Raw genomic sequence first — 21,001 nt, 5'->3', positions numbered from 1 at the left:
CACGGCACATTAGCTCTTGCCAGGGCATGAGCACCTTCGCTCTAAGGTTGAGAAACGTCGCAAATCTGGAACGTTAGATGACATCCCCCCTCTAGAAAAAGAGTGGTATCAAAGTATAATATCAATTGCAGATGCATAGAGGGTTAATTCTTATTAGTACCCTACAGTGAACTTCTCATTATGTTTATTGAAGGTATATAACAGATAAATAAGAAGTTGTAGTTTAGATTATTTATATTTTCGGATATAACCGACAAGGAAATGTAAGTGTAACAGATTTATAGTTTGGACTGAAGTAGTTTTGCAAAAAATCCCCCTGCGTTATACGAAAAATCCCCTAACGTAACCTATTGCTCATGACGTAACGTGATGTTGTAAAGTTAGGGCAAGGAGGTGAAATCTATGTCAAAATACACTACTGGAGAATTGGCGAAGCTGTATAATGTGTCTGTCAGAACGGTGCAATTTTATGATACAAAAGGACTATTGCCACCGACTGAATTAAGCGAAGGTGGCAGGCGGCTCTACAATGATGACGATTTGCGAAAATTTCAGCTTATTATAACTCTAAAGGCAATTGGTCTCTCGCTAAACTCCATCAAAAGCGTCTTGGAGAGTGAATTTTCGGGAAAAATCCTCGCAATATTGCTTGACGAGCAAGAGAAATCACTTGCTGACGAAATCGACGTGCGACAGAAACAGTTGGATATGATCAATGTCATCAAAGAAAGCATCCGTGACAAAGCCATTATCCCGGCAAATACAGTTCTTGGCATAGAAGATATTATGGAAAAGAGGAACAAGGTTCGCAACAAGAAAAAGCTGGCTATGATTTATACTGGAGTAGGAATTGCAGTAGCTTCAGGGCTCTTGTTCATGGCGTGGCTCGTAGCATCACGTATCTGGTGGGGACTTGCGGTATATATATCCGTCGCAATAATCGGTCTGTTGATTTCAACTTTTCAACTAAAAGATAACGAATTTATTTGTCCCAAATGTGACTCGGTTTTCAAGCCGTCACTAAGGCGGGCATTCTTTAGCACCGGCAGCCATAAATTACACTGGACGACTTGCCCCGAATGTGGGCACAGAGATTGGTGCGTTTTGCGGAAACAAAATCAGAGCAGGGAGGCTGGAAACAATGACTAAACTGTTCTCAAACGAAAAGCTCAGGTTTTTTACGAAAGTAATGGCGACACACATTTTTACTTACTTACTTTGCGGATTGATTTTTAGGCAACTGCTTAACTACGAAGATGCCTATTTGGAACTCTTAGGTTTTAAGCCTATGGGTGAGATTAGCGGACTGGCGGTTATACTTGGCCAAATAGTCAGAGGTATCCTGCTCGGAATCGTTGTTTGGTGGATTAAAGACAGTGTTATTGGTAAAAAGCTGGCTTGGCTTAAACTTTGGGCTATTCTTGTTATACTCGGCATCGTTAGCACATATGGGACTGCTCCTGGCTCTATCGAAGGGCTTATCTATCTTGCTCCCGTTGATGTGCCTGTTAATATTGTGTCGAGCATTTTTGAAGTATTGTTGCAACCGCTACTGTTCAGCATAATAGTAACCTTTTAAAGAAAAAACAATGAATCATTTCGGAGTATAAGCTTATGTGAAGCTTAACAAATCCAATTTATAGGAATTTTAAGACTTTCCCATTATGTTATTGTACAAAGCTGTCAATAATTTTTGCTGGTTTGGGTTACCTACAGATTCATCGCAATCTTAATAAAGTATGCCTTAGGCTATTGTTGATTTTGTTTAAGATTACTGGCAATTTCCGAGGGGGGACATCATCTAACAATGCGTTTAGCGCAAGGGTGCTGAAGGAGGTTTTTGGGGTGAAGCCATCGCACCACATTCCTTAATCGGGTGCAAAGCACCGCCAGGGAGGTATTCCTATATGGTCCGATTCAGGAACGTCGCAAACACGAGACATTAGGCAAAATCTTAGGATACTCTAGGAGGGTAAAATGAACGAAAAACTTAGTAATGATATGAGAGAATTTATTGGTTTAACTGGTAATCACGATAGTAAAGTAGCGTATGAGGTGATTTCAGAAGAAAATAAAGGCAATTATATGCAAATGCGAATTAGATACTCAGGTTATGGTGGGGATATGATAAGGGCATTTATTCTTATTCCAAAAGGGACTGGTCCTTTTCCAGCAGTCCTTATTCATCATCAACATAACGGAGAAAGATTTCTAGGTAAAAGTGAGGTTTGCGGACTGATTGGCGACCAGTATCAAGCATTTGGACCAATTCTAGCGAATTGTGGTGTTATGGTACTTGCTCCTGACTCAATCTGTTTTGAAGATAGAAGAGTGGGTTATAATGACTTTGGTATTGAACCAAATGAGGAAAAGGATTGGTTACAACATTATAATGAAATGTGTTATAGGCTATTAGCAGGCGAAACTTTAATGAAAAAGGTTCTGGAGGATGCAGCCATTAGTATTTCGCTTTTAAGACTGCATCCTCTAGTTGATCCTTGTAGATTAGGTATACTTGGTCATTCATATGGAGGTAATACAGTACTTTTTCAGGGAGCATTAGACAGTAGAATAAAATTTGGATGTTCAAGTGGCGCAGCTGCAAGTTTTAAAAATAGAATTCAGAATGGCACAGGAATTGAGATGGCATCAACAATTCCAGGTTTTAATCAAGACTACGATATTGATGATTTAGTAAAGTGTTTTGCGCCACGGAATTTATTATTGGTATCAGCCACAAATGATAAATACTCCAAAGATAGTGAAAACATTTATGATAAAGCAATAAAAGAGTATGAAAAGATGGGTGCAACTGATGCTCTAGTGCATAAAAGATTTGAGGGAGAACACAGACTGGATAAAGAAAGGTTTGAAGTAATAGTAGACTGGATAATATCGCAGTGTAAATAAGAATATACGTCCAGACTTCGCCTAACAAAATGTTCCCACAAGGGTCGGGTAGGGTCATAATCACTAGGGTCGCCAAAGAAGTATTCCTATTTGGTCACCCTCACACATTCCCCAACCTAAGCACAGTCGCGACAGTCGGCACATTAGCCATTTCAGGGCATGAGCTCCTTCGTTCTAAGGTTGAGTAAGGTCGCAAATCCGGAACGTTAGACGAAAGTGATATCATTTCGGAGAACTTTTTTGGGTCGTTTAAAAGGGATTGAATCCTAGATAATGACGACACATTACGAATAAATAGAGAATAAATAAGAGAGGTGAATTTTAAATGAAGCAATTTCCTACACATATAGTAGCGGTAGATGGCATTATAGAGAATGCAAATAATGAAATACTGTTAGTAAAGCATCAGCATCATGGAGTCTGGACAGTCCCTGGTGGACAAGTTGAATTTGGCGAAAATCTTATGGATGCTCTAAAAAGAGAAATAAAAGAAGAGTGTGGAGTAGAGGTTCTAGTTAATAAATTAATTTGTGTTTCTTCCAATACATGTACATATCAAGGTTATAATGGATATGGAACAATTCCTACTAAAGTTATGTTTGGCTTTACATGTAAATATGTTAGCGGGGAATTATGTACTTCAGAGGAGACATCTGAAAGTTGTTGGATACCAAAACATGAAGTTTTAAATTATATCAAAGTACCTAATCTAGTTGAAAGATTCAAAACTTATTTGAACTTTAGTAGTGATGTTAAATATTTAGAATATATTACTAAGCCAGAGTATAACTTAAGACTCAAACGTTTTATATAGCTGCACTTAGTGTAGATAAATAGAATTATGTTGAAGAGTGATATCACTCCATCATCTAACAATGTGTTACCGCAAGGTTCGGGCAGGGTCGAAAAAACTCATGGGACTGCCAAGGGGTATTCCTATTGTCTTATGCCCTCACACATTCCTCAACCTAAGTCCATAGGAGCACTTGGCACATTAGCCCTTATCAGGGCATGAGCACCTTCGTTCTAAGATTGAGAAACGTCGCAAGTCTGGAACGTTCTCCGAAACTACATGCAATGGTAGCGACGTCCTGTCACGGATTGCAATAGCGAAGTTACGGAGGTTTGACTTCATATTTGAAGAATAATGAGCACATGAATTACCATGAACAATTTGACAAACCAGAATTTGTTTTGGGGTGTCTTTGGAGAAAACGGCGAACAAGAGATTGATTAAATTAGGTATGGAGGTAAATATGCAAGTAGGAGAAGTGCTTGACATACAAAACAATGTGGCATTGATTATAACCGAACGTATTATAGAACAGCGTGCTTACCATGACGCTTATAAAGATATAACATGAACTGACCGTTCATTAAATATCTAAATAGTAAATTTTTAACAAATTAGACGCAATTGATATAGCAAGAGAAATACCAGTATTTAACAAAAAACCTCGACAATCAATGGTATGGTTCAAAAGGTGGGTAAAGTACACAAGACAGAATATTTTTATTAAGTATTGAGGAAGCAGTGTGCCAATATTTCGGTGATAGAAGTTCAAAACGGCTAAATCCGAGGGAAAAATCAAAGATAATGGTTCGAAAGAACATACCAAAATAATAGCAAGCGAGTTGCCATGTATAAGAGTGGAATATGGTGGTGGTGGCTCAGTCGCCTAGGCGCGTTAATATAAAGGCTGTATACATCCACGGTGACAGTAATATAGGTATCCAATGAATCAATATATTGAAATGCACACATCAGCGAAGTCATGTGTAGAGGCGGTGTTCGCCTTGCTTTGTGGCTGAAGCTGTAAAATAATTCGCCATGCTATAATGACGAAAAATTTAGAGGAGGAGTTTAAGATGAGCAGATACGAAGAAGGATTAAGATTAATCGAAGAAAGTTGCGGTAACGGAAAAGATAATGTCATTGCTCTCTCAACCATCGCAATGGAACCGAGTGCTGACGGAATCCCCTATCCTTATGTCCGTGAAGTGGACGCTTATTATGAAGACGGTGTGTTTTATGTTACTACTTGGGCAAAATCAAATAGGATGCAGCAGATAGCTCAAAACAAAGAGGTCGCATTTGCGGTTTGTTTCGAAGGGATTTCCGGAAGTGGAGTTGGCGAAAACCTCGGATGGGTTTTAGATCCGAAAAATACTGAAATAAGGGCTAAACTTCGTAAAGCATTTATCGATTGGTACGACCAGGCAAACAATGAACAGGATGAAAACTGCATTATTTTGGCAATCCGCATAACAAGAGGTACGATATTTAGAGACCACGGTGCTGTGCATTACAATATGGACTTTGTGAATAAGTTAGAGATTGAAGAATGTAAAATAAGGTAATGAATTAAACGATATCTAAATTTTTAATAATATAGAACTTCTATTAAGTTTTCTTATTTTCCTATTGAATTGAATGACAAGCTAATTGGTGTATTTAAAATCGATTCATCTAATACTGATGGACCTTATGTACATAAAACTAGAGGATGTAGGGTAAGAAGAGGAAGTAATAACTCATATCCAACTAGAAGAGATTTTGATAACCTTTACAGTACTCAAGAAAAAGTAGAGCTTGAATTAATGGAAAACAACTTAGGAGCAGTATATTTATACTTGAAACTAAATACTACAACCTATAAATTCTTGCAAAAATAATCGGGTATTAACAATAAGAATTTATTATAATATGATTGAGGAGGTAAGTATGAATACTCTTGAAAATATGAAAAATGCTATTGATTATATAGAAGATAATCTCGTAGGTGATATTGAATACAAAAGGATTGCTCAGATTGCATTATGCTCTGAATATCACTTCCAACGCATGTTTGCTTTCATTGTAGGTGTGCCATTAAATGAATATATACGACGTCGCAGATTGACACTTGCTGGTTTTGATTTGCAGAATAGTGAAGAAAAGATTATTGATCTTGCTTTGAAGTATGGTTATAAATCACCTGATTCGTTTTCTCGTGCTTTTGTGGCTTTACATGGAATTACGCCTTCTAAAGCCAGAGTAAAAGGTATATCCTTAAAAGCTTACCCTCGTATAACAATTTCATTATCGTTAAAAGGAGTAGTTGAGATGAATTACAGAATTGAACAAAAAAGTGCTTTTTCTATTGTAGGTATTAAACAGAGATTTTCAAATATCGATGGATTAGGAGAGAATGTTGGTAAGATGTGGACTGAGACACCACAAGAAACTATAGGACAAATAGCAGAACTGGGAAATGGTTTAGTAGGTGTATATAGTGGTATGTATAAGGATAATACAACCGACTACTATATTGCTGCAATTACTGAAAAAGATGCCCCAAAAACACTATGCGAACTTAAAATACCATCTCTTACATGGGCAATATTTGAAATAACAGGTCCCATGCCTACAGCAATGGCAGAGATTTGGGGGCGAATTTTTTCAGAATGGTTTCCTACGTCCGGTTACGAACATGCAGAAGCTCCAGAAGTGGAGTGGTATTCAAAAGGTGATTTAACTGCGTCTGATTACAAAAGTGAAATATGGATACCTATTGTTAAAAGTAAATAAGGGTGTGATATCATATATCTGTCACAACCAAACAACTAAATAAAAAAAACTATTGATATAATGTCAGTAGTTTTTTTTATTTTGCTAAAAAAAGACTTGATATTTCTTAGCAGGTTTGAAAAGAGTAAATTTATTTTATTGAAGGAATCTTGATTGAAGGAATGGATATTTCAGAGATTCTGTTTACTAACTTGACACAAACATATGTACATACTTTTGTGTCATAAGATAATGACATAAATATATGTACATAATAAAAATTTTATAAATTTACAAGCCCCCTAAATTATACTTAAAATGTTTATTTAAATATAGGAGTAGAAATAGGGGGGGCCGAAGATTTACTTCAATTCACAATCATAACAGAAAAAATATCAACAAAACTATCTAACCTTGATTAAGTACTATATATCAGTCGTTATAGAGGTTTTGTCCAAAAAAATAATAAGCGACATTTCTGCAAAAACAACATTTCTAATTTCATTAGTTTTGTTGTTTTTTTATAATAATATTTAGCTATTAGATATGTTGATTTTAATACTGGTAGAATACTAATGGATTTTATGTCTGGATTAGAGGGTTCATTGATAAGCATCATTTAATAGAGTTGGCATCGTACGCTTTTTCTCAATATATCAATACCAATTTATAAATAAACAATTGACATCAAGCAAAAATCAATATATACTATAGTAAGTATTCACTAACCCGAGGAGGTGTGCAAAATTAGTACACGCGATAAACTAATATATGCAACAATGGAACTTGTCAATGAATTTGGATTTCATAATACGCCTACTTCAAAAATTGCCAAAAAAGCAGGATTTTCTGAAGCGACGATATACAAACATTTTTCCAACAAAAATGAATTAATAATTGCAACTTACTTAAAAATAAAATCAGATTTAACCAATGAGGTTTTTAAAGATACTGAACTTATTGTAGATGATATAAGTAAAACTAAAAGAATTTTATATAATTACTTGGATTACTTTTTAATTAATACCAATCAGCTTAAGTACTATCTACAATTTATAAACTCAAGTTATATGAACCAAATTGCATATGAAAAAGGAAAACAGCAGTTAGGTAATCTCATTGACCATATTAATCACGGTATTGCAAATAAATACTTTAAGGATATGCCACTGGCTCTCTACTATGCCTTTGTACATGTACCAATATTAGAAATCACCAGACTTGCTATTACAGATGAGCTCATACTAACGGAGGAGCTTAAAGAGCAAGTTGTCTCAAATATACTGAACTCAATTTTAATCAATAAAAATGCGTAGCAAAGTCATATAAATACTTATTCTATAAAAGTAATAGTGATAAGTATTTATTACGACTTATTATTTTTTGTTTAGTAGTAAGTAATTAATCACTTACATGAGATTATTAGCTGCTTGTACTATACACTAAGAGTAGTAATTAAGTATATATTTGAAAGGATGAAAAATGTGAATCTAGATAAAGAATTAATGATATTAAGAGAAATGAATGACTATTTTCATACTGGTGAAACAAGGAGTATTGAATTTAGAATTAAGCAGTTAAAAATACTACGAGAAGCTGTTCGAAAATATGAAGATAGAATTACTACTGCCATACAAAAAGATTTAGGTCGACCTAAAATAGAAAGCTATGAGATTGAAGTCGGGTGTGTTCTGGATAGTTTAAATTACATCATAAAAAACTTAAAAAAATGGAGTAAAGTTAAAAAGGTAAAAACACCTCTTCACCTTTACAGGTCAAAAAGTTATATTAAACCTGAACCATATGGAATCGCTTATATTATTGGACCTTTTAACTATCCTTTTAACTTATGCATCGAACCTCTAATAGGCGCTATATCAGCAGGTAATTGCTCTGTTATTACACCTTCTGAACAAACACCCGCCATTACAAAGGTTATAAAAGAATTAATCTCTGAAAATTTTTCTAACCGCTATATTCGTGTTGTTGAAGGTGGAAAAGAAGAAATTACGCGACTTATCCACTCACCATTTGATTATATCTTTTTTACAGGTAGCGTACCTGTAGGAAAAATAATAATGGAGGCTGCAAGCAAAAACTTAATACCAGTAACACTAGAGCTTGGTGGTAAGAGTCCTTGTATTATAGATAAGGATGCTAATATAAAGGTTGCTGCTGAAAGAATAGCTTGGGGTAAATTCTTCAATGCAGGTCAAACTTGTGTAGCTCCAGATTACTTACTCGTTCATGAATCAATAAAGGCTGAATTTATAGATGAAATGAAAAAAACTATTAGAAGATTTTATGGATCAGATATAAAGAAATCAAAAGATTTAACACGAATAGTCAACGAAAGACATACGAACAGATTAATTTCTATTATTGATAAAGATAAAGATAAAATAATTTTTGGAGGTAACTATGATTTAAAAGATCATTATATTGAGCCAACTTTAATCGATAATGTATGTTGGGAAGACGAATCCATGCTAGATGAAATATTCGGACCTATACTACCTATTATGCCATTTACTAATATAGATTCTGTTATTAATATGCTACATGATAGACCAAAACCATTAGCTTTATATATCTTCACAGAAAACAAAAAACTCCAAACGAAAGTACTCGAAGAAACAAGCTCAGGTGGTAGCTGTGTTAACGAAGTTGTTAACCATTTTGTAAATCCTCGTTTACCATTTGGAGGTGTTGGCAACTCTGGTATGAGTGCCTATCATGGTGAATTAAGCTTTAAAGTTTTCTCACATATGAAAAGCGTACTCAACAGATCAATTTCATTTAGAATGACTCTAACTTTACCTCCTTATAACTCTAAAAAATATAAACTTGTAAAAAAATTATTAAAATAAGGGAGTATTGTAGATGAGAAAAGACATATTCAGTCCTGTAAAAATCGCAGGACTAACCTTTAAAAATCATATCTTACGTTCTGGAACACATGAAGGTATGGCAGATGAATACGGTAGGCCAACTGAAAGTCTTAAAAAAACTTACCGTCGTCTTGCTGCAGGTGGTGTAGGGGGTATTATAACAGGTTATAGTGGTATAATGCAAAGAGGTAAGTCTGAAAATTACAATATGTTGATGATGGATAAGGATGAGCTTATTGATGATTATAAAGTTATTGTTGAGGAGGTTCATCAATACGGTGTGCCAATAATTCACCAACTTGCACATTGTGGTAATCAAACCTCTTCCAAAGTAACAGGAATGACTCCCATAGCCCCTTCCCCTATCAAAAATAAAGTCCATAATGATGATACACCTTTGGAAGCCACAGAACAGGAAATTGAAGATATTATTAATCATTTTGTATCTGCCACTAGACGTTCGGAACAAGCTGGGTTTGATGGTGTTCAACTCCATTTAGCTCATGGTTATTTATTAAGCTCTTTCTTATCTAAAAATACGAATCGACGTAAAGACAAATGGGGAGGAAGTCTAGAAAATCGCTATCGAATAGTTGATTTAATAATTACCAGAATAAAAAAAATAATGCCTTCTTACCCTGTTTTCGTGAAATTAAATGCTTATGACCATCGAAAAAATGGAATGAGAGAAGAAGAGGCAGTTCAAATCGCAAAAATGTTAGAGAAATCTGGGTGTGATGCTATTGAAGTATCCTGTGGTGTAGAAGAAGATGGACTGAATATGACTCGTGGCAATAGCCCCACCGAAGCTTTACTAGAGTATGGAACCAAGTACAAAAATAAAAGTACTTTGCAGAAAAAAGTATTAAAACCTATTATTAACAAAGTGTTGACACCTATTGAGCCTATTAGAAATTATAATGTAGATGCTGCTAAGTCTATAAAAAATGCTATCAACATTCCTGTTATTGTTGTCGGTGGTATTAGAACAAAGAGTGAGATTGAGAATATTATTGAGAATGATAAAGCAGATATGGTAGCAATGAGTAGACCATTTGTCCTAGAGCCCAATATTGTTTCAAAATTTAAAGAAGGTAAGCAAGATGAACCCAAGTGTATAAATTGTAACTACTGTATCATAGCCATTCAATCTCAACCATTACGTTGTTATTATGGAAAGATATTATAGCATATATTATACATCTCAAAGAATCTCCAACATAATAGATCATAAATTAGGTTGTGCTTTCTCTTGTAAAGGTTTAGCAACATGCTCTTTGTCCATAGGGTAATACTGCGTTCTTTTTCACTGGTGATCTTGAAGAGGAAGGCAAGTTAGCCTTACTTGATAAGTTATAAATATAATATATAAGGAGTTTTAATATGAATACGAATTTATTTTATTTGCTACCACAAATATTCGTTAACATTTCTGTTTTAATTATAGTGGTTATCTTACTTAGAAAGGAGGATGATGAAAAATGATGACAGGACATTATGCTACAGCACTTGTTGCGAAGGCAGAGAAAAGAGATATGCCTTTATGGTTACTACTCATATTAAGTCAATTCACAGATTTTTTATTTAATCTACTTAGTCTTTTAGGGATTGAACCCATTGTGGATTCAGATGGTCCATTAGGCTTTTTCGTAGAAATGACATATAGTCATGATATTGTTCCTTTTTTATTTCAGGTAAGTATAATTGCACTCATTATTCAACTGGCATATAAGAGAAAAGACTTTACACTGTGGGCAATTATAATGGTTTCATTCCATCTTATATTAGATATCTTCTCTGGCTTTAAGCATCATATATTAGGACCTAATACACTAAGTTATACCTTCGGTAATTATATAACTAATCCTGTAAGCGCTTTTGTTATTGAACTTATAGTTACAGCTGCATGTTTACTTTATTTTATGTACGCTAATAGAAGAGATGGTGTTAGGTATTCCAAAACAAAGTATGCTTTGCTATCAATAACATTGATACTACCTATTGTTTTATCAATCGTTGTTGTGACGATGTAGAAAGATAAAAGTATAGATCGACATTGTTAGTATGATGTATGAAGCATATACAATCATAGGTGATTAAAAACTATAAAACCACAAAGGTATCTCTAATAACCATCCCTTGTGAAGTGATAGAATCATCTATATCACACAAGGGATGACATGCAGTGTAGAAATATATAAATGCTGGTGACGATTTATCAGTTCTAGGATATGGATGTATGCATTTGCCCTTTAAATATTCTAATAAGAAGTAAATTGAAAAATACCCATCAGGAGCTTAATAACAGGCTGCTGAATGCACATCTATTATATGGTGGATAAATTGATAAATACTGGCTAGAACATAATAGTGGTGAAGTTAATTAATTAATTATTTAAGCTATAATACTATAAGTTCACGATTAAATCAATTAGAGGAGGAACAGATATGAGTAAAAAAGTAGCTTTAGTGACTGGCGCAAGTAGTGGAATTGGATTTGATGCAGCAATTGACCTTAAAGACAAAGGATTCATCGTATATGGTGCAGCTAGAAGAATGGAGAAGTTAAAGGCACTAGAAAGTAAAGGTGTTAAAATCATTCAACTGGATGTAACGAATGAAGAGTCCATGACCAATTGTGTTGAGAAAATTACTAAAATGGAAGGAAGAATTGATGTATTAGTAAATAATGCAGGCTATGGATCATTTGGAGCTATTGAAGATGTTCCAATGGAAGAAGCAAGAAGACAAATAGAAGTTAATATTTTTGGACTTGCAAGAATGACCCAATTAGTGTTACCTTATATGCGAAGAAATAAATTTGGAAGAATTATTAACATCTCATCAATGGGTGGGAAAATGTACTCATCCTTTGGTGGATGGTATCATGCTACAAAGTTTGCTGTAGAGGCACTTAGTGATTGTATGCGTATGGAAGTTAAAGAGTTTGGTATTGATGTTGTTTTGATTGAACCAGGTATAATTAAGACAGACTGGGGAACTATAGCAGCAGATAACCTAGAAAAAGCTTCAATGAGCGGTGCTTATCGAAAGAGAGCATCAAAAGCAGCAGCTTCTATGAGAAAAAATTATGGTGGGAAAAATCCTTCTAATCCTAAAATTATTGCAAATGCCATTGTAAAAGGAGCTACAGCTAATAAGCCTAAGACAAGATATTTAATTGGTTTTGGTGCCAAACCTATGGTATTCTTAAGAAGAATTTTATCAGACAGAATGTTTGACAATATCATGGAGAGAATGTAGAGATGGATGGATTCAATAATTTTTCTTTAGTCAATGAATTATATAAGGCATCTTTTGAATCTCTTGGTTTGAATATGGAACTAATCTTTAAGAAATCTGATATCCCAATAAATGCAATGGAAACAGATAGCTACGTCATTTCAAAGAAGCAATGCACTCTATTTATGAAGAACATCGATGACATGATAAATGACCAACAGATTATTCAATATAGCAATATTGATCGAGTAAAGATGTTTGTTCCACCATTATTCGCAGCTATGTGCTCAAAGAACGGGAAACACTGCTTTGAAAGGATATCTAAGTATAAGAAATTGATAGGACCCATGTTATTAAAAATAGAGGTGGATAATGAAAAGTTAAGTCTGAAGTATGAATATGAAGATGAAAGCTTTAAATTACCAAGGTTTACTGTATTAAGCGAGCAAGTCCTCATGGTCAATCTCATACGTAAAGCAACTGGATTGCATATTAAGCCTATTAAAGTTGCTTCTCGTCATAACTATGGTGATGGTGTTTTTGAAGAATATTTTGGTATTAAACCTAGTAAATCAGAAATTAATATTTTAGAGTTCCGTTTAAAGGATGCCCTAGAACCCTTTCTTACAGATAATAATGTTATGTGGAGCTATTTTGAACCAGAACTTACAAAACGCATCAAGGAAATAGAGACAGATAAATCTATTTCAGCAAAAGTTAGATTTATGTGATTACTGTTGGAGACAAACTGACTATCTAAAGCCTATATTATACAGTGGCTAATTTGAGTTCGTTTGGGCTTCTAAGTTAAAATCCTTATGGGGTTAACATATTGTGTATACTTAAAAAATATTTTATCTGGGAAGAGATATTGCGTATCGATTCCAAAACATTATTGATGGTTGCATATTTAATTTTAATATAGCTGATGTAATGAATCCTAAGGTTTATAAAAAAAATATGTTAATTCTTATAGATTTTAAAAAGAGTAACTTCAATATTTATTGCGATAGAAAAAGATAAGTGGTGATGCACCATTTATTTTTTTTTGCAAAATTTGAAGTAAATTTTAGATATGATACTATGGCTTATTAAATGATTACAAGCTTCCCGATAATTCACTTCATATATTTATCTTGGAAATATGAAAAAATACAAGTAAAAGTAGGGATCCCGAAGATTTACTTCAAAAACTCCCTAAGAATTACTTCAATTAACAATTAACATGTTTATTTAGTTTTATCTATTATATTTAGCTTTGTTTAACTATGCGCGAAACACAAGTTTAATGAAATGTATAGTCAAAATAAGGGTTTACATGTACTGTACAATGTTTAATGCTTTTATTAATCTTTTCTATCTCCTGATGCACTTCTTCAGCAATATCATGTGCATCTTTTATATTTAAGTTAGGATCTACAGCAATTTCAATTTCTACATATATTTTATTGACATGATATCTGGTTTTTAGATCATCAATATGTTTGATGCCATCTATATTGTTCAATTTACTATTTATGGAATTTATAATCATTTCATTTGCCGATTTATCAATAACTTCGTTGGCTGATTGTATATAAATATCTATGGCAACTTTAATGATAATGATGCTGATTATTAATGTCACCAATGTCTCTATAATATACAGTTCAAATAACCTAACTGAGATAATTCCAATTAAAGCTGCTATAGATGACAATGCATCTGTTCTATGATGCCACGCATCGGCAATAAGCATTGGACTGTTTATACCTTTCCCATAATACATTGTATACCAATACATAACTTCTTTAATAATAATGGATATTAAGGCAAAATAAATAGTATATGTAGACGGCATCATATAATTGTTTGCTAAAAAGGTATCAATGGCTTCTATAGCTATAAAAACAGCTGTTAACAGTAAAATGGTTGATAATATAATGGCTATAATAGACTCAATTTTTTCATGCCCATATGGATGGCATTCATCAGCTTCTTTATTTGCCAATTTGAATCCGATAATGACACCAATAGTTGTTATAGAGTCAGAAAAAGAATGTAAACCGTCAGCTACTAGAACGTGACTATGACCTATAATTCCTCCAGCTACCTTAATGATACATAAGGTACTGTTTAAAAACAGCGTAATAAGTGAGACCCTCTTCCCCACCACTTCTCGATTCATAACAACCCTCTTCTCAATAAATAATATATAGATATACTATTCATTAAAAAATCAATATGTTCAAGAAATAAGATGATAGAAATCACTATCAAATGATAATATAACTCGATATCACATACCTCTCCACCAACAGAATACTAGATACTAAATTTAAAATTAAGTTAAAATACTGTAATGAAATATCTTTGTAATGAATATACTATGAATAGGTCTGCTAAAAAAAGGAGATACTCTTATACGTGAAGGTCAGAGAACCTGTAAATGATATTAGGTCATGAAAGAACCTGTAGTAAGAGGAAGCAAATATGCTTCCTCTTTTTGTACACCTAGATACTATTATTTTAATTGAAGTACTGGCTGTAATCCTTTATGAACGATTAACTTTTCGCTAATAAGGCATTCTCTAGAATGATGCTTGAATAAGAATTGATAATCTTTCTCTGTCGCTTTACGATAGCTAAGAATTCTATCATCTTTAAGAACTTTATTTCCAATTACGCTGAACTCGTAAAGTATGAGAATAGATTCTTTTATATCATCTATGGTATTATATTTCAAACTGTTTACTTCAAAATACTCTTGGATCTGATTTATATAGAATGATTTTCTTCTGAAGTTACGCAGTAGCATAAAGATTTCATTGATAAATTCACCATCAAAGTAGATTGCCATTTCATTTTGTATCTCACTGAACAACCATCTTGAGTATTGTAATCGTGTATTACGAAAGTACTTCTCTTTAAATGTTGCAGCTTCGCCATAACGAAACTTTATTATGTTTAAGTATTTTATGGCTTCTCTCGGTCGCCCTCTACCCATGCTTAATAAGTAGTCAGTAGGTGTCATTCCCATAATATGATAGTCGAAGAGTTCGTAATACAATTGCTTTTTACTTATATCTTTATATACAAGTTGGGTATTTTTTATTTTGGTTAAAATTAAATCCATCATTGGATGTAAATAGTTATGTTTTGAGCTTGTCCAGTCCAATTCAACCACTGAGTCAGCTATTTTATTTAAGTTAGAGGAATAAGGTTGAAGTTTATTAATAATATCTGAACGGATAATGGTAATAATTTTGATGTTAAGATGAGATAGTTTAAGATTTAGTTTAGAACAAGTATTTATAAGGCTTATAACTAGGCTTCGATAGAATTTATTATCATGTATATTCGTGTTTTCAACGTTATCAATTTCATCATAGAATAAGGTGATGTCCTGGGTGTTTTTTTCAGCAACCTGATAAAACATCTCTCTCAAAGGTTCTATAAGGTTAAAGCATTCATTTCTAGCAATATGCTTCTTTGTATCTAGTGTATGTCCATGTGCTAAGCCTGATTTAGCAATTCCAGCGGCAATTTCTGCTGAAATATTATTAGCAACAGTCTCTTCAATAATACAATCAAGTACTTGATTCAAACCCTCGTCCCAATCTTTCAAGGCATTAATGAAGCGATATAGCTGATTAATAGGAACGCTTTTAAACAACTTCTCTATGAATGTAATGTCTTTAATCAGTATACTACTTAATTGATATAAGATAATCCATTCCCAAAACAACTCTAAATCTTCAGAAGAAATATCTGTATGACAATAAATTGTCTCTATTTTCTTCCTCAATTTAAAAGCATCGATTGTGTTGATAACTTCACAGGTGCAATTTTCACAATCATCTGCAAGTCTCTTGAAGTAATAGGCTAAGTAAGTCTTTCCACAACCTTTCCATCCGAGAATATAATAATAATCAGGATTTTTTACTTGTTCTACTATGTCATTGAGTTCATAAAATAAAGCCATAAGATCGCCTTTGGAAGCTTCTTTAGATCCGTCTACATCTCCTAGGTATAATTTTTTCAGTGGGACGTGGGGCAACGATCCCTTTTCACCTTTATTAGTGTCCATAGTGCTACATCCTCTCCTAAATGTATTATGGCTATGTAATTATATGGTTATTATACTATTTTTGCCGTTATTTAGCAATATTTTAACATAGAATTAACATTAGCTTCATATTAGTAACTATAATGTGATATTTGATAAACACAGTACTTTACGACAAAAAAAGCAGTATACATATGAGGTTCATATCTACACTGCTCTGACTCTACTTTATATATAAGAATATCAACTTATAGAATAGCTAAAACAAGTTCTCTTAAAACTTTGCAAGCAACAGCTGTTGACACGCCTGTTTGATCATAATGAGGTGATAATTCAACTATATCAGCACCAACAATATTTAATCCTTCGAATACTTGTATAGCTTTAAGTAGTTCCTTGAAGGTAACTCCACCAGCTTCAGGAGTACCAGTACCAGGAAAGATTGAAGGATCTAATACATCTAAATCAATCGTAATATAGACTGGATTTTCACCGATAGAGCTAATCAAATCTTCTACTCCATCTATATTAAACTTTTGCATATACACATGTTCTTTTGCCCAATTAAATTCTTCCCTCTCACCAGAACGAATACCAAACTGATAGATCTTATTATCGCCAACTAAATCCCATATGCGTCGCATAACAGTAGCATGAGAAAGTTTCTCCCCCAAGTAATCTTGTCTCAAATCTGCATGTGCATCTAAATGAATAATCTTAAGATCCTTATACTTATCAAATACCGCTTTAACAGCTGGATATGATACTAAATGTTCGCCACCAATCATAAAAGGAATTTTTTTATGATTGATTAAAGTTCTTGTATAGTTTTCAATAACCTTTAAAATTTCATCTCTATTACCAAATGGAAAATCAAGATCACCAGCATCGTGAAGTTTATAGTCCTCTAGATCCTTTTCAAGATAAGGACTATATGTTTCAATACCATCTGATTCTAAACGCATGACATTAGGACCAAACCTTGTACCAGGACGAAATGATGTAGTGCCATCAAAAGGTGCTCCAAAGATAACTAGTTTTGCCTCATCAAAACTTTCATCAAATCCAATAAAGTTACCAATTTTATTCAGAGACATCTTCTAGCATCTCCTTAACAAAAGTTGGTAAAGCAAAACACCCTATATGAAGATCTTCATTATAGTATTTAGTTTTAAGAGCAAACTTTCGCCATTCATCAAATTTCACGTCCTCTATAGGGTCTAATGCTTTTGATGCAAAACCAAACAGCCAGTGTCCTGATGGATAAGTAGGCATATGAAATTGATATACTTTACTGATAGGGAACAAATCCTTAATTTTTTTATGTGCACGTTTCATTTCCCTAGCGTCTCTTTCATAGTATGGACTTTCGTGCTGATTAATAAGGATTCCATTATCAGTAAGCGCTTTATAACAATTTGTGTAGAATGATACCGAAAATAATCCTTCACCAGGACCAATGGGGTCCGTCGAATCAACTAAAATTAAATCATACTTGTTTTCGATACCCTCTAAGAATTTAATTCCATCTTCGAAGTATAAGTTAACGCGTTCATCTGTAAGTTGAGAAGAAGTGAGCGGTAAATATTTTTGACATGCTCTAACAACCATTTCATCAATCTCTACCATATCTATTTTTTCAATCGTTTTGTAACGTGTTAATTCACGAACCGTACCACCGTCACCACCACCAATAACTAATACATTCTTGATATATGGGTTGACTGCCAAGGGAATATGTGAAATCATATCATGATAAACAAATTCATCTTTTTCATTTACCATCATTAGTCCATCTAGGGTAAAAAAAGTTCCGAATTCTTCAGACTTAAAAAAGTCTATCTTTTGGAAAGGACTTTCTTGATGACATATCTGTTCCTTAACTTTAATTCGAAATTCAACTGTATCTGTATGTTGCTCTGCATACCATAGTTCCATACTTCTTCCTCCTAAGTACCTATTATTAGGCAAGTATATTAATATATTCGATATTAGGGTCTGCTAACCCTGTGATCAAAGTCTTTTCTTTCTTTAAAAACTGTAAGTACTCTACCATCTCTAACTCTATTCTTTCACCTGGCGATACGATAGGAATCCCTGGCGGGTATGTCATCACCGATTCTCCACTAATTTTGCCGACAGCATTCTCAATTGGAACTGCCACAGTATGCGAATAAAACGCATTTCGCGGCGATACAACCACCTTCGGATTAATAAGATTAATCTTAGTCCCAATGATATGGTCACTGGCATACCGTTTTTTAATATCCTTGAGGGCTTTAATCAACTCTTCTATATGATCCTCGTAGTCACCTAGGCTTAAAATTGCAAGTATATTATGAGTATCTCCAAATTCCACTTGTATATTATACTCATCTCGTAGCAAATCATAAACATGAAGTCCTGTTAAACCAATACCAGATACCTTTATACCTAGTTTTGTCATATCCATCCCATGGACACCATTCTTGCCAATTAGCTTCTCATCTAAAGCATAGTAGCCACCAATTGCATTAATCTTTTTACGAGCATATTGACTGAGTTCTATTAGCTCCACCATACGCTGTTTACCTTGGAGTATTAAATTCTTTCGTGCAACATCTAAACTAGCCATTAGGATATAAGATGCACTGGTAGTCTGTGTCAGATTAAGCATAGTTTTAACTTGATCATGTGTGATTAAGCCTTCTTTTAGCAGTAATGCTGAACTTTGGGTTAACGAGCCACCTGTCTTATGTAAACTAACAGCAGACATATCTGCACCAACTTCCATAGCAGATAGAGGCAATTTATCATGAAACCCCAGATGTGAGCCATGGGCTTCATCTACTATGACAGCAATACCTTTCTTATGGGCGTAATCAACTATTCTTTTTAAATCAGAAACCATCCCATAGTAGGTAGGGTTGATTATAAAAACAGCTTTTGCACTAGGATGTTTATCAATGCAATCTTTAACATTCTCGAAGGATACACCATTTGCAATACCAAGTTTTTCATCAACACATGGTTGTACATATATGGGTATTGCTCCACTTAAAATAAGTCCATTGATTGCAGATTTGTGTACATTACGAGGTATAATGATTTTATCTCCTGGTGAACATGTAGACATAATCATCGCTTGTACACCAAAGGACGTGCCATTTACAAGAAAATACGCATAGTCTGCGCCGAATGCTTCTGCCATTAACTCTTCTGCTTCTTTGATTACCCCTGTTGGGTTACTAATATAATCCAAGGGCTTCATTGAATTGACATCACATTCTAGCAATGCCTTTCCAAAATATTCTACGAGTTCTTGATTACCACGACCTTGTTTATGACCTGGTACATCATAAGGAATCAGATGGCTGTTACGAACCTCTTGTAGCGCTGTAAAAAGGGGTGTAGACTCTTGTCTATTCAATTCAACACCTTCATTCTTTATCTATTGAAATTAAGCTCAGCTTCAAGTCTCAATATTATCTCGACTATATTTTACTCAAAATTTCTTCCATAAAATATTTCATCCATCTCAAGTCGGATCAATGACGATATATGGCTCTTCTCTTCATCTGTTAGATCACTAGCTTGAATATTAAACAAATAATCATCCAATTTAAAATTCTTTAACTGCATTTTTGTGTGAAATATTTTCTCTTGATAAACATTTGTATCAATCATATTATAGTTCTGCTTAATTTCTTCTGGTATATAATCTTGAATTGATGTTATTTTATGATCAATAAAATGCTTTGTTCCGTCTGTATCCCTTGTAAAACCCCTCACTTTGTAATCAACTGTAATAATATCAGAATCAAAACTATTAATAAGAGCCTCTAGAGCTTTTAGTGGAGAAATTTCCCCACAAGTAGATACATCAATATCTACTCTGAATGTACTTAATCCTGAGTAAGGATGGCTCTCTGGATAAGTATGCACTGTTAGATGACTTTTGTCTAAATGGGCTACAACAGTATCAGGAATTGGTGTGATAATACCTTTGTTGCAGCTTTGATCTATAGCAAATAAGGGTACTTCTTCTTCACTTATTAAAATTGTTACACTTGCTCCTTGTGGGTCATAGTCCTGTTTTGAGATATTTAAAATACTAGCGCCAATGGTGTTAGTAACGTCTCTTAAAATATTGGTTAATCGTTCAGAATTATATTGCTCATCAATATATTCGATATAACTTTTCCTGTCTTCTACAGTCTTAGCATAGCATATGTCATATATATTAAAACTTAATGATTTCGTTAAATTATTAAACCCATATAATCTCAATTTTTGATTTTGCAATTAAATATCCCCCTTCCATGATGAAATGTTTAGTATTACTAAACTTCTAATTTACTATTGCTAATAAATTTATAA

General features: G+C 33.8%; 19 protein-coding genes. 13 read left to right on the top strand and 6 right to left on the bottom strand.

From position 1 onward, the window contains the following. Positions 1–402: 402 nt before the first annotated feature. The 13 genes from C1Y58_RS24180 to C1Y58_RS24120 all read left to right on the top strand — a co-directional run bounded on the left by C1Y58_RS24180 (position 403) and on the right by C1Y58_RS24120 (position 13,325). Positions 403–1,149 carry a MerR family transcriptional regulator gene (locus C1Y58_RS24180; RefSeq protein WP_105619662.1) on the top strand — a complete coding sequence of 249 codons (747 nt, stop codon included), beginning with the start codon at positions 403–405 and terminating at the stop codon, positions 1,147–1,149. After that, positions 1,142–1,579, top strand: a complete 438-nt coding sequence (locus C1Y58_RS24175; RefSeq protein ID WP_105619660.1) for a hypothetical protein — start codon at positions 1,142–1,144, stop codon at positions 1,577–1,579. The genes C1Y58_RS24180 and C1Y58_RS24175 overlap by 8 nt, the downstream gene beginning before the upstream one ends. A gap of 398 nt (positions 1,580–1,977) precedes the next feature. Then, positions 1,978–2,910 carry an alpha/beta hydrolase family protein gene (locus C1Y58_RS24170; RefSeq protein WP_105619658.1) on the top strand — a complete coding sequence of 311 codons (933 nt, stop codon included), beginning with the start codon at positions 1,978–1,980 and terminating at the stop codon, positions 2,908–2,910. Between the two features lie 325 nt (positions 2,911–3,235). Next, entirely contained in the window at positions 3,236–3,724 is a 489-nt protein-coding gene (locus tag C1Y58_RS24165) for an NUDIX hydrolase (RefSeq protein WP_105619656.1), read from the top strand. Between the two features lie 391 nt (positions 3,725–4,115). After that, a complete protein-coding gene (locus C1Y58_RS27155; protein ID WP_330404502.1) occupies positions 4,116–4,274 on the top strand; it encodes a hypothetical protein in 159 nt (52 codons plus the stop codon). A 505-nt stretch (positions 4,275–4,779) separates the two neighbouring features. Continuing rightward, positions 4,780–5,271: a pyridoxamine 5-phosphate oxidase gene (locus C1Y58_RS24155; RefSeq protein WP_105619654.1), complete on the top strand. Its 492-nt coding sequence runs from the start codon at positions 4,780–4,782 to the stop codon at positions 5,269–5,271. Positions 5,272–5,635: 364 nt separating this feature from the next. Then, a complete protein-coding gene (locus tag C1Y58_RS24150; RefSeq protein ID WP_105619652.1) occupies positions 5,636–6,481 on the top strand; it encodes an AraC family transcriptional regulator in 846 nt (281 codons plus the stop codon). A gap of 716 nt (positions 6,482–7,197) precedes the next feature. Beyond that, positions 7,198–7,776: a TetR/AcrR family transcriptional regulator gene (locus tag C1Y58_RS24145; RefSeq protein WP_105619650.1), complete on the top strand. Its 579-nt coding sequence runs from the start codon at positions 7,198–7,200 to the stop codon at positions 7,774–7,776. Between the two features lie 168 nt (positions 7,777–7,944). Continuing rightward, positions 7,945–9,330 carry an aldehyde dehydrogenase family protein gene (locus C1Y58_RS24140; protein WP_330404501.1) on the top strand — a complete coding sequence of 462 codons (1,386 nt, stop codon included), beginning with the start codon at positions 7,945–7,947 and terminating at the stop codon, positions 9,328–9,330. Positions 9,331–9,343: 13 nt separating this feature from the next. Further along, positions 9,344–10,540 (top strand): NADH:flavin oxidoreductase, encoded by a 1,197-nt coding sequence (locus C1Y58_RS24135; protein ID WP_105619648.1) that lies wholly within the window; start codon positions 9,344–9,346, stop codon positions 10,538–10,540. A 292-nt stretch (positions 10,541–10,832) separates the two neighbouring features. Beyond that, positions 10,833–11,384: a hypothetical protein gene (locus C1Y58_RS24130; protein WP_105619646.1), complete on the top strand. Its 552-nt coding sequence runs from the start codon at positions 10,833–10,835 to the stop codon at positions 11,382–11,384. Between the two features lie 415 nt (positions 11,385–11,799). Continuing rightward, positions 11,800–12,615 (top strand): oxidoreductase, encoded by an 816-nt coding sequence (locus C1Y58_RS24125; RefSeq protein ID WP_105619644.1) that lies wholly within the window; start codon positions 11,800–11,802, stop codon positions 12,613–12,615. 2 nt (positions 12,616–12,617) lie between these two features. Continuing rightward, positions 12,618–13,325 carry an AraC family transcriptional regulator ligand-binding domain-containing protein gene (locus tag C1Y58_RS24120; protein ID WP_105619642.1) on the top strand — a complete coding sequence of 236 codons (708 nt, stop codon included), beginning with the start codon at positions 12,618–12,620 and terminating at the stop codon, positions 13,323–13,325. Positions 13,326–13,879: 554 nt separating this feature from the next. Here the strand turns inward: C1Y58_RS24120 and C1Y58_RS24115 are convergent. The 6 genes from C1Y58_RS24115 to speD form a co-directional block, all read right to left on the bottom strand. After that, entirely contained in the window at positions 13,880–14,761 is an 882-nt protein-coding gene (locus tag C1Y58_RS24115; protein WP_105619640.1) for a cation diffusion facilitator family transporter, read from the bottom strand. A gap of 336 nt (positions 14,762–15,097) precedes the next feature. Then, entirely contained in the window at positions 15,098–16,663 is a 1,566-nt protein-coding gene (locus C1Y58_RS24110; protein WP_105619638.1) for a P-loop ATPase, Sll1717 family, read from the bottom strand. A gap of 227 nt (positions 16,664–16,890) precedes the next feature. After that, complete coding sequence (gene speB, locus C1Y58_RS24105; protein ID WP_105619636.1) at positions 16,891–17,739, bottom strand: agmatinase; 849 nt, start codon at positions 17,737–17,739, stop codon at positions 16,891–16,893. Then, positions 17,726–18,580, bottom strand: coding sequence for a polyamine aminopropyltransferase (gene speE, locus C1Y58_RS24100; RefSeq protein WP_105619634.1), 855 nt, complete (start codon positions 18,578–18,580; stop codon positions 17,726–17,728). Before speE ends, speB begins: the two co-directional genes overlap by 14 nt. 25 nt (positions 18,581–18,605) lie before the next feature. Next, positions 18,606–20,051 (bottom strand): aminotransferase class I/II-fold pyridoxal phosphate-dependent enzyme, encoded by a 1,446-nt coding sequence (locus tag C1Y58_RS24095; protein WP_105619632.1) that lies wholly within the window; start codon positions 20,049–20,051, stop codon positions 18,606–18,608. A 71-nt stretch (positions 20,052–20,122) separates the two neighbouring features. Beyond that, positions 20,123–20,926, bottom strand: a complete 804-nt coding sequence (gene speD, locus C1Y58_RS24090; protein WP_105619630.1) for an adenosylmethionine decarboxylase — start codon at positions 20,924–20,926, stop codon at positions 20,123–20,125. Positions 20,927–21,001: the final 75 nt, after the last annotated feature.

Origin of the sequence: Vallitalea okinawensis (genome assembly GCF_002964605.1) — a bacterium.
GTDB lineage: Bacteria > Bacillota > Clostridia > Lachnospirales > PQDH01 > Vallitalea_A > Vallitalea_A okinawensis.
Note: the sequence above shows the minus strand (reverse complement) of the source record. Positions and strands in the feature narration are given on the sequence as shown.

What these genes read in the sequence shown, in the direction of transcription:
- C1Y58_RS24180 (WP_105619662.1), top strand. Translation starts at nt 403, where the DNA reads ATGTCAAAATACACTACTGGAGAATTGGCGAAGCTGTATAATGTGTCT.
- C1Y58_RS24175 (WP_105619660.1), top strand. Translation starts at nt 1,142, where the DNA reads ATGACTAAACTGTTCTCAAACGAAAAGCTCAGGTTTTTTACGAAAGTA.
- C1Y58_RS24170 (WP_105619658.1), top strand. Translation starts at nt 1,978, where the DNA reads ATGAACGAAAAACTTAGTAATGATATGAGAGAATTTATTGGTTTAACT.
- C1Y58_RS24165 (WP_105619656.1), top strand. Translation starts at nt 3,236, where the DNA reads ATGAAGCAATTTCCTACACATATAGTAGCGGTAGATGGCATTATAGAG.
- C1Y58_RS24155 (WP_105619654.1), top strand. Translation starts at nt 4,780, where the DNA reads ATGAGCAGATACGAAGAAGGATTAAGATTAATCGAAGAAAGTTGCGGT.
- C1Y58_RS24150 (WP_105619652.1), top strand. Translation starts at nt 5,636, where the DNA reads ATGAATACTCTTGAAAATATGAAAAATGCTATTGATTATATAGAAGAT.
- C1Y58_RS24135 (WP_105619648.1), top strand. Translation starts at nt 9,344, where the DNA reads ATGAGAAAAGACATATTCAGTCCTGTAAAAATCGCAGGACTAACCTTT.
- C1Y58_RS24130 (WP_105619646.1), top strand. Translation starts at nt 10,833, where the DNA reads ATGATGACAGGACATTATGCTACAGCACTTGTTGCGAAGGCAGAGAAA.
- C1Y58_RS24125 (WP_105619644.1), top strand. Translation starts at nt 11,800, where the DNA reads ATGAGTAAAAAAGTAGCTTTAGTGACTGGCGCAAGTAGTGGAATTGGA.
- C1Y58_RS24120 (WP_105619642.1), top strand. Translation starts at nt 12,618, where the DNA reads ATGGATGGATTCAATAATTTTTCTTTAGTCAATGAATTATATAAGGCA.
- C1Y58_RS24115 (WP_105619640.1), bottom strand. Translation starts at nt 14,761, where the DNA reads ATGAATCGAGAAGTGGTGGGGAAGAGGGTCTCACTTATTACGCTGTTT.
- C1Y58_RS24110 (WP_105619638.1), bottom strand. Translation starts at nt 16,663, where the DNA reads ATGGACACTAATAAAGGTGAAAAGGGATCGTTGCCCCACGTCCCACTG.
- speB (WP_105619636.1), bottom strand. Translation starts at nt 17,739, where the DNA reads ATGTCTCTGAATAAAATTGGTAACTTTATTGGATTTGATGAAAGTTTT.
- speE (WP_105619634.1), bottom strand. Translation starts at nt 18,580, where the DNA reads ATGGAACTATGGTATGCAGAGCAACATACAGATACAGTTGAATTTCGA.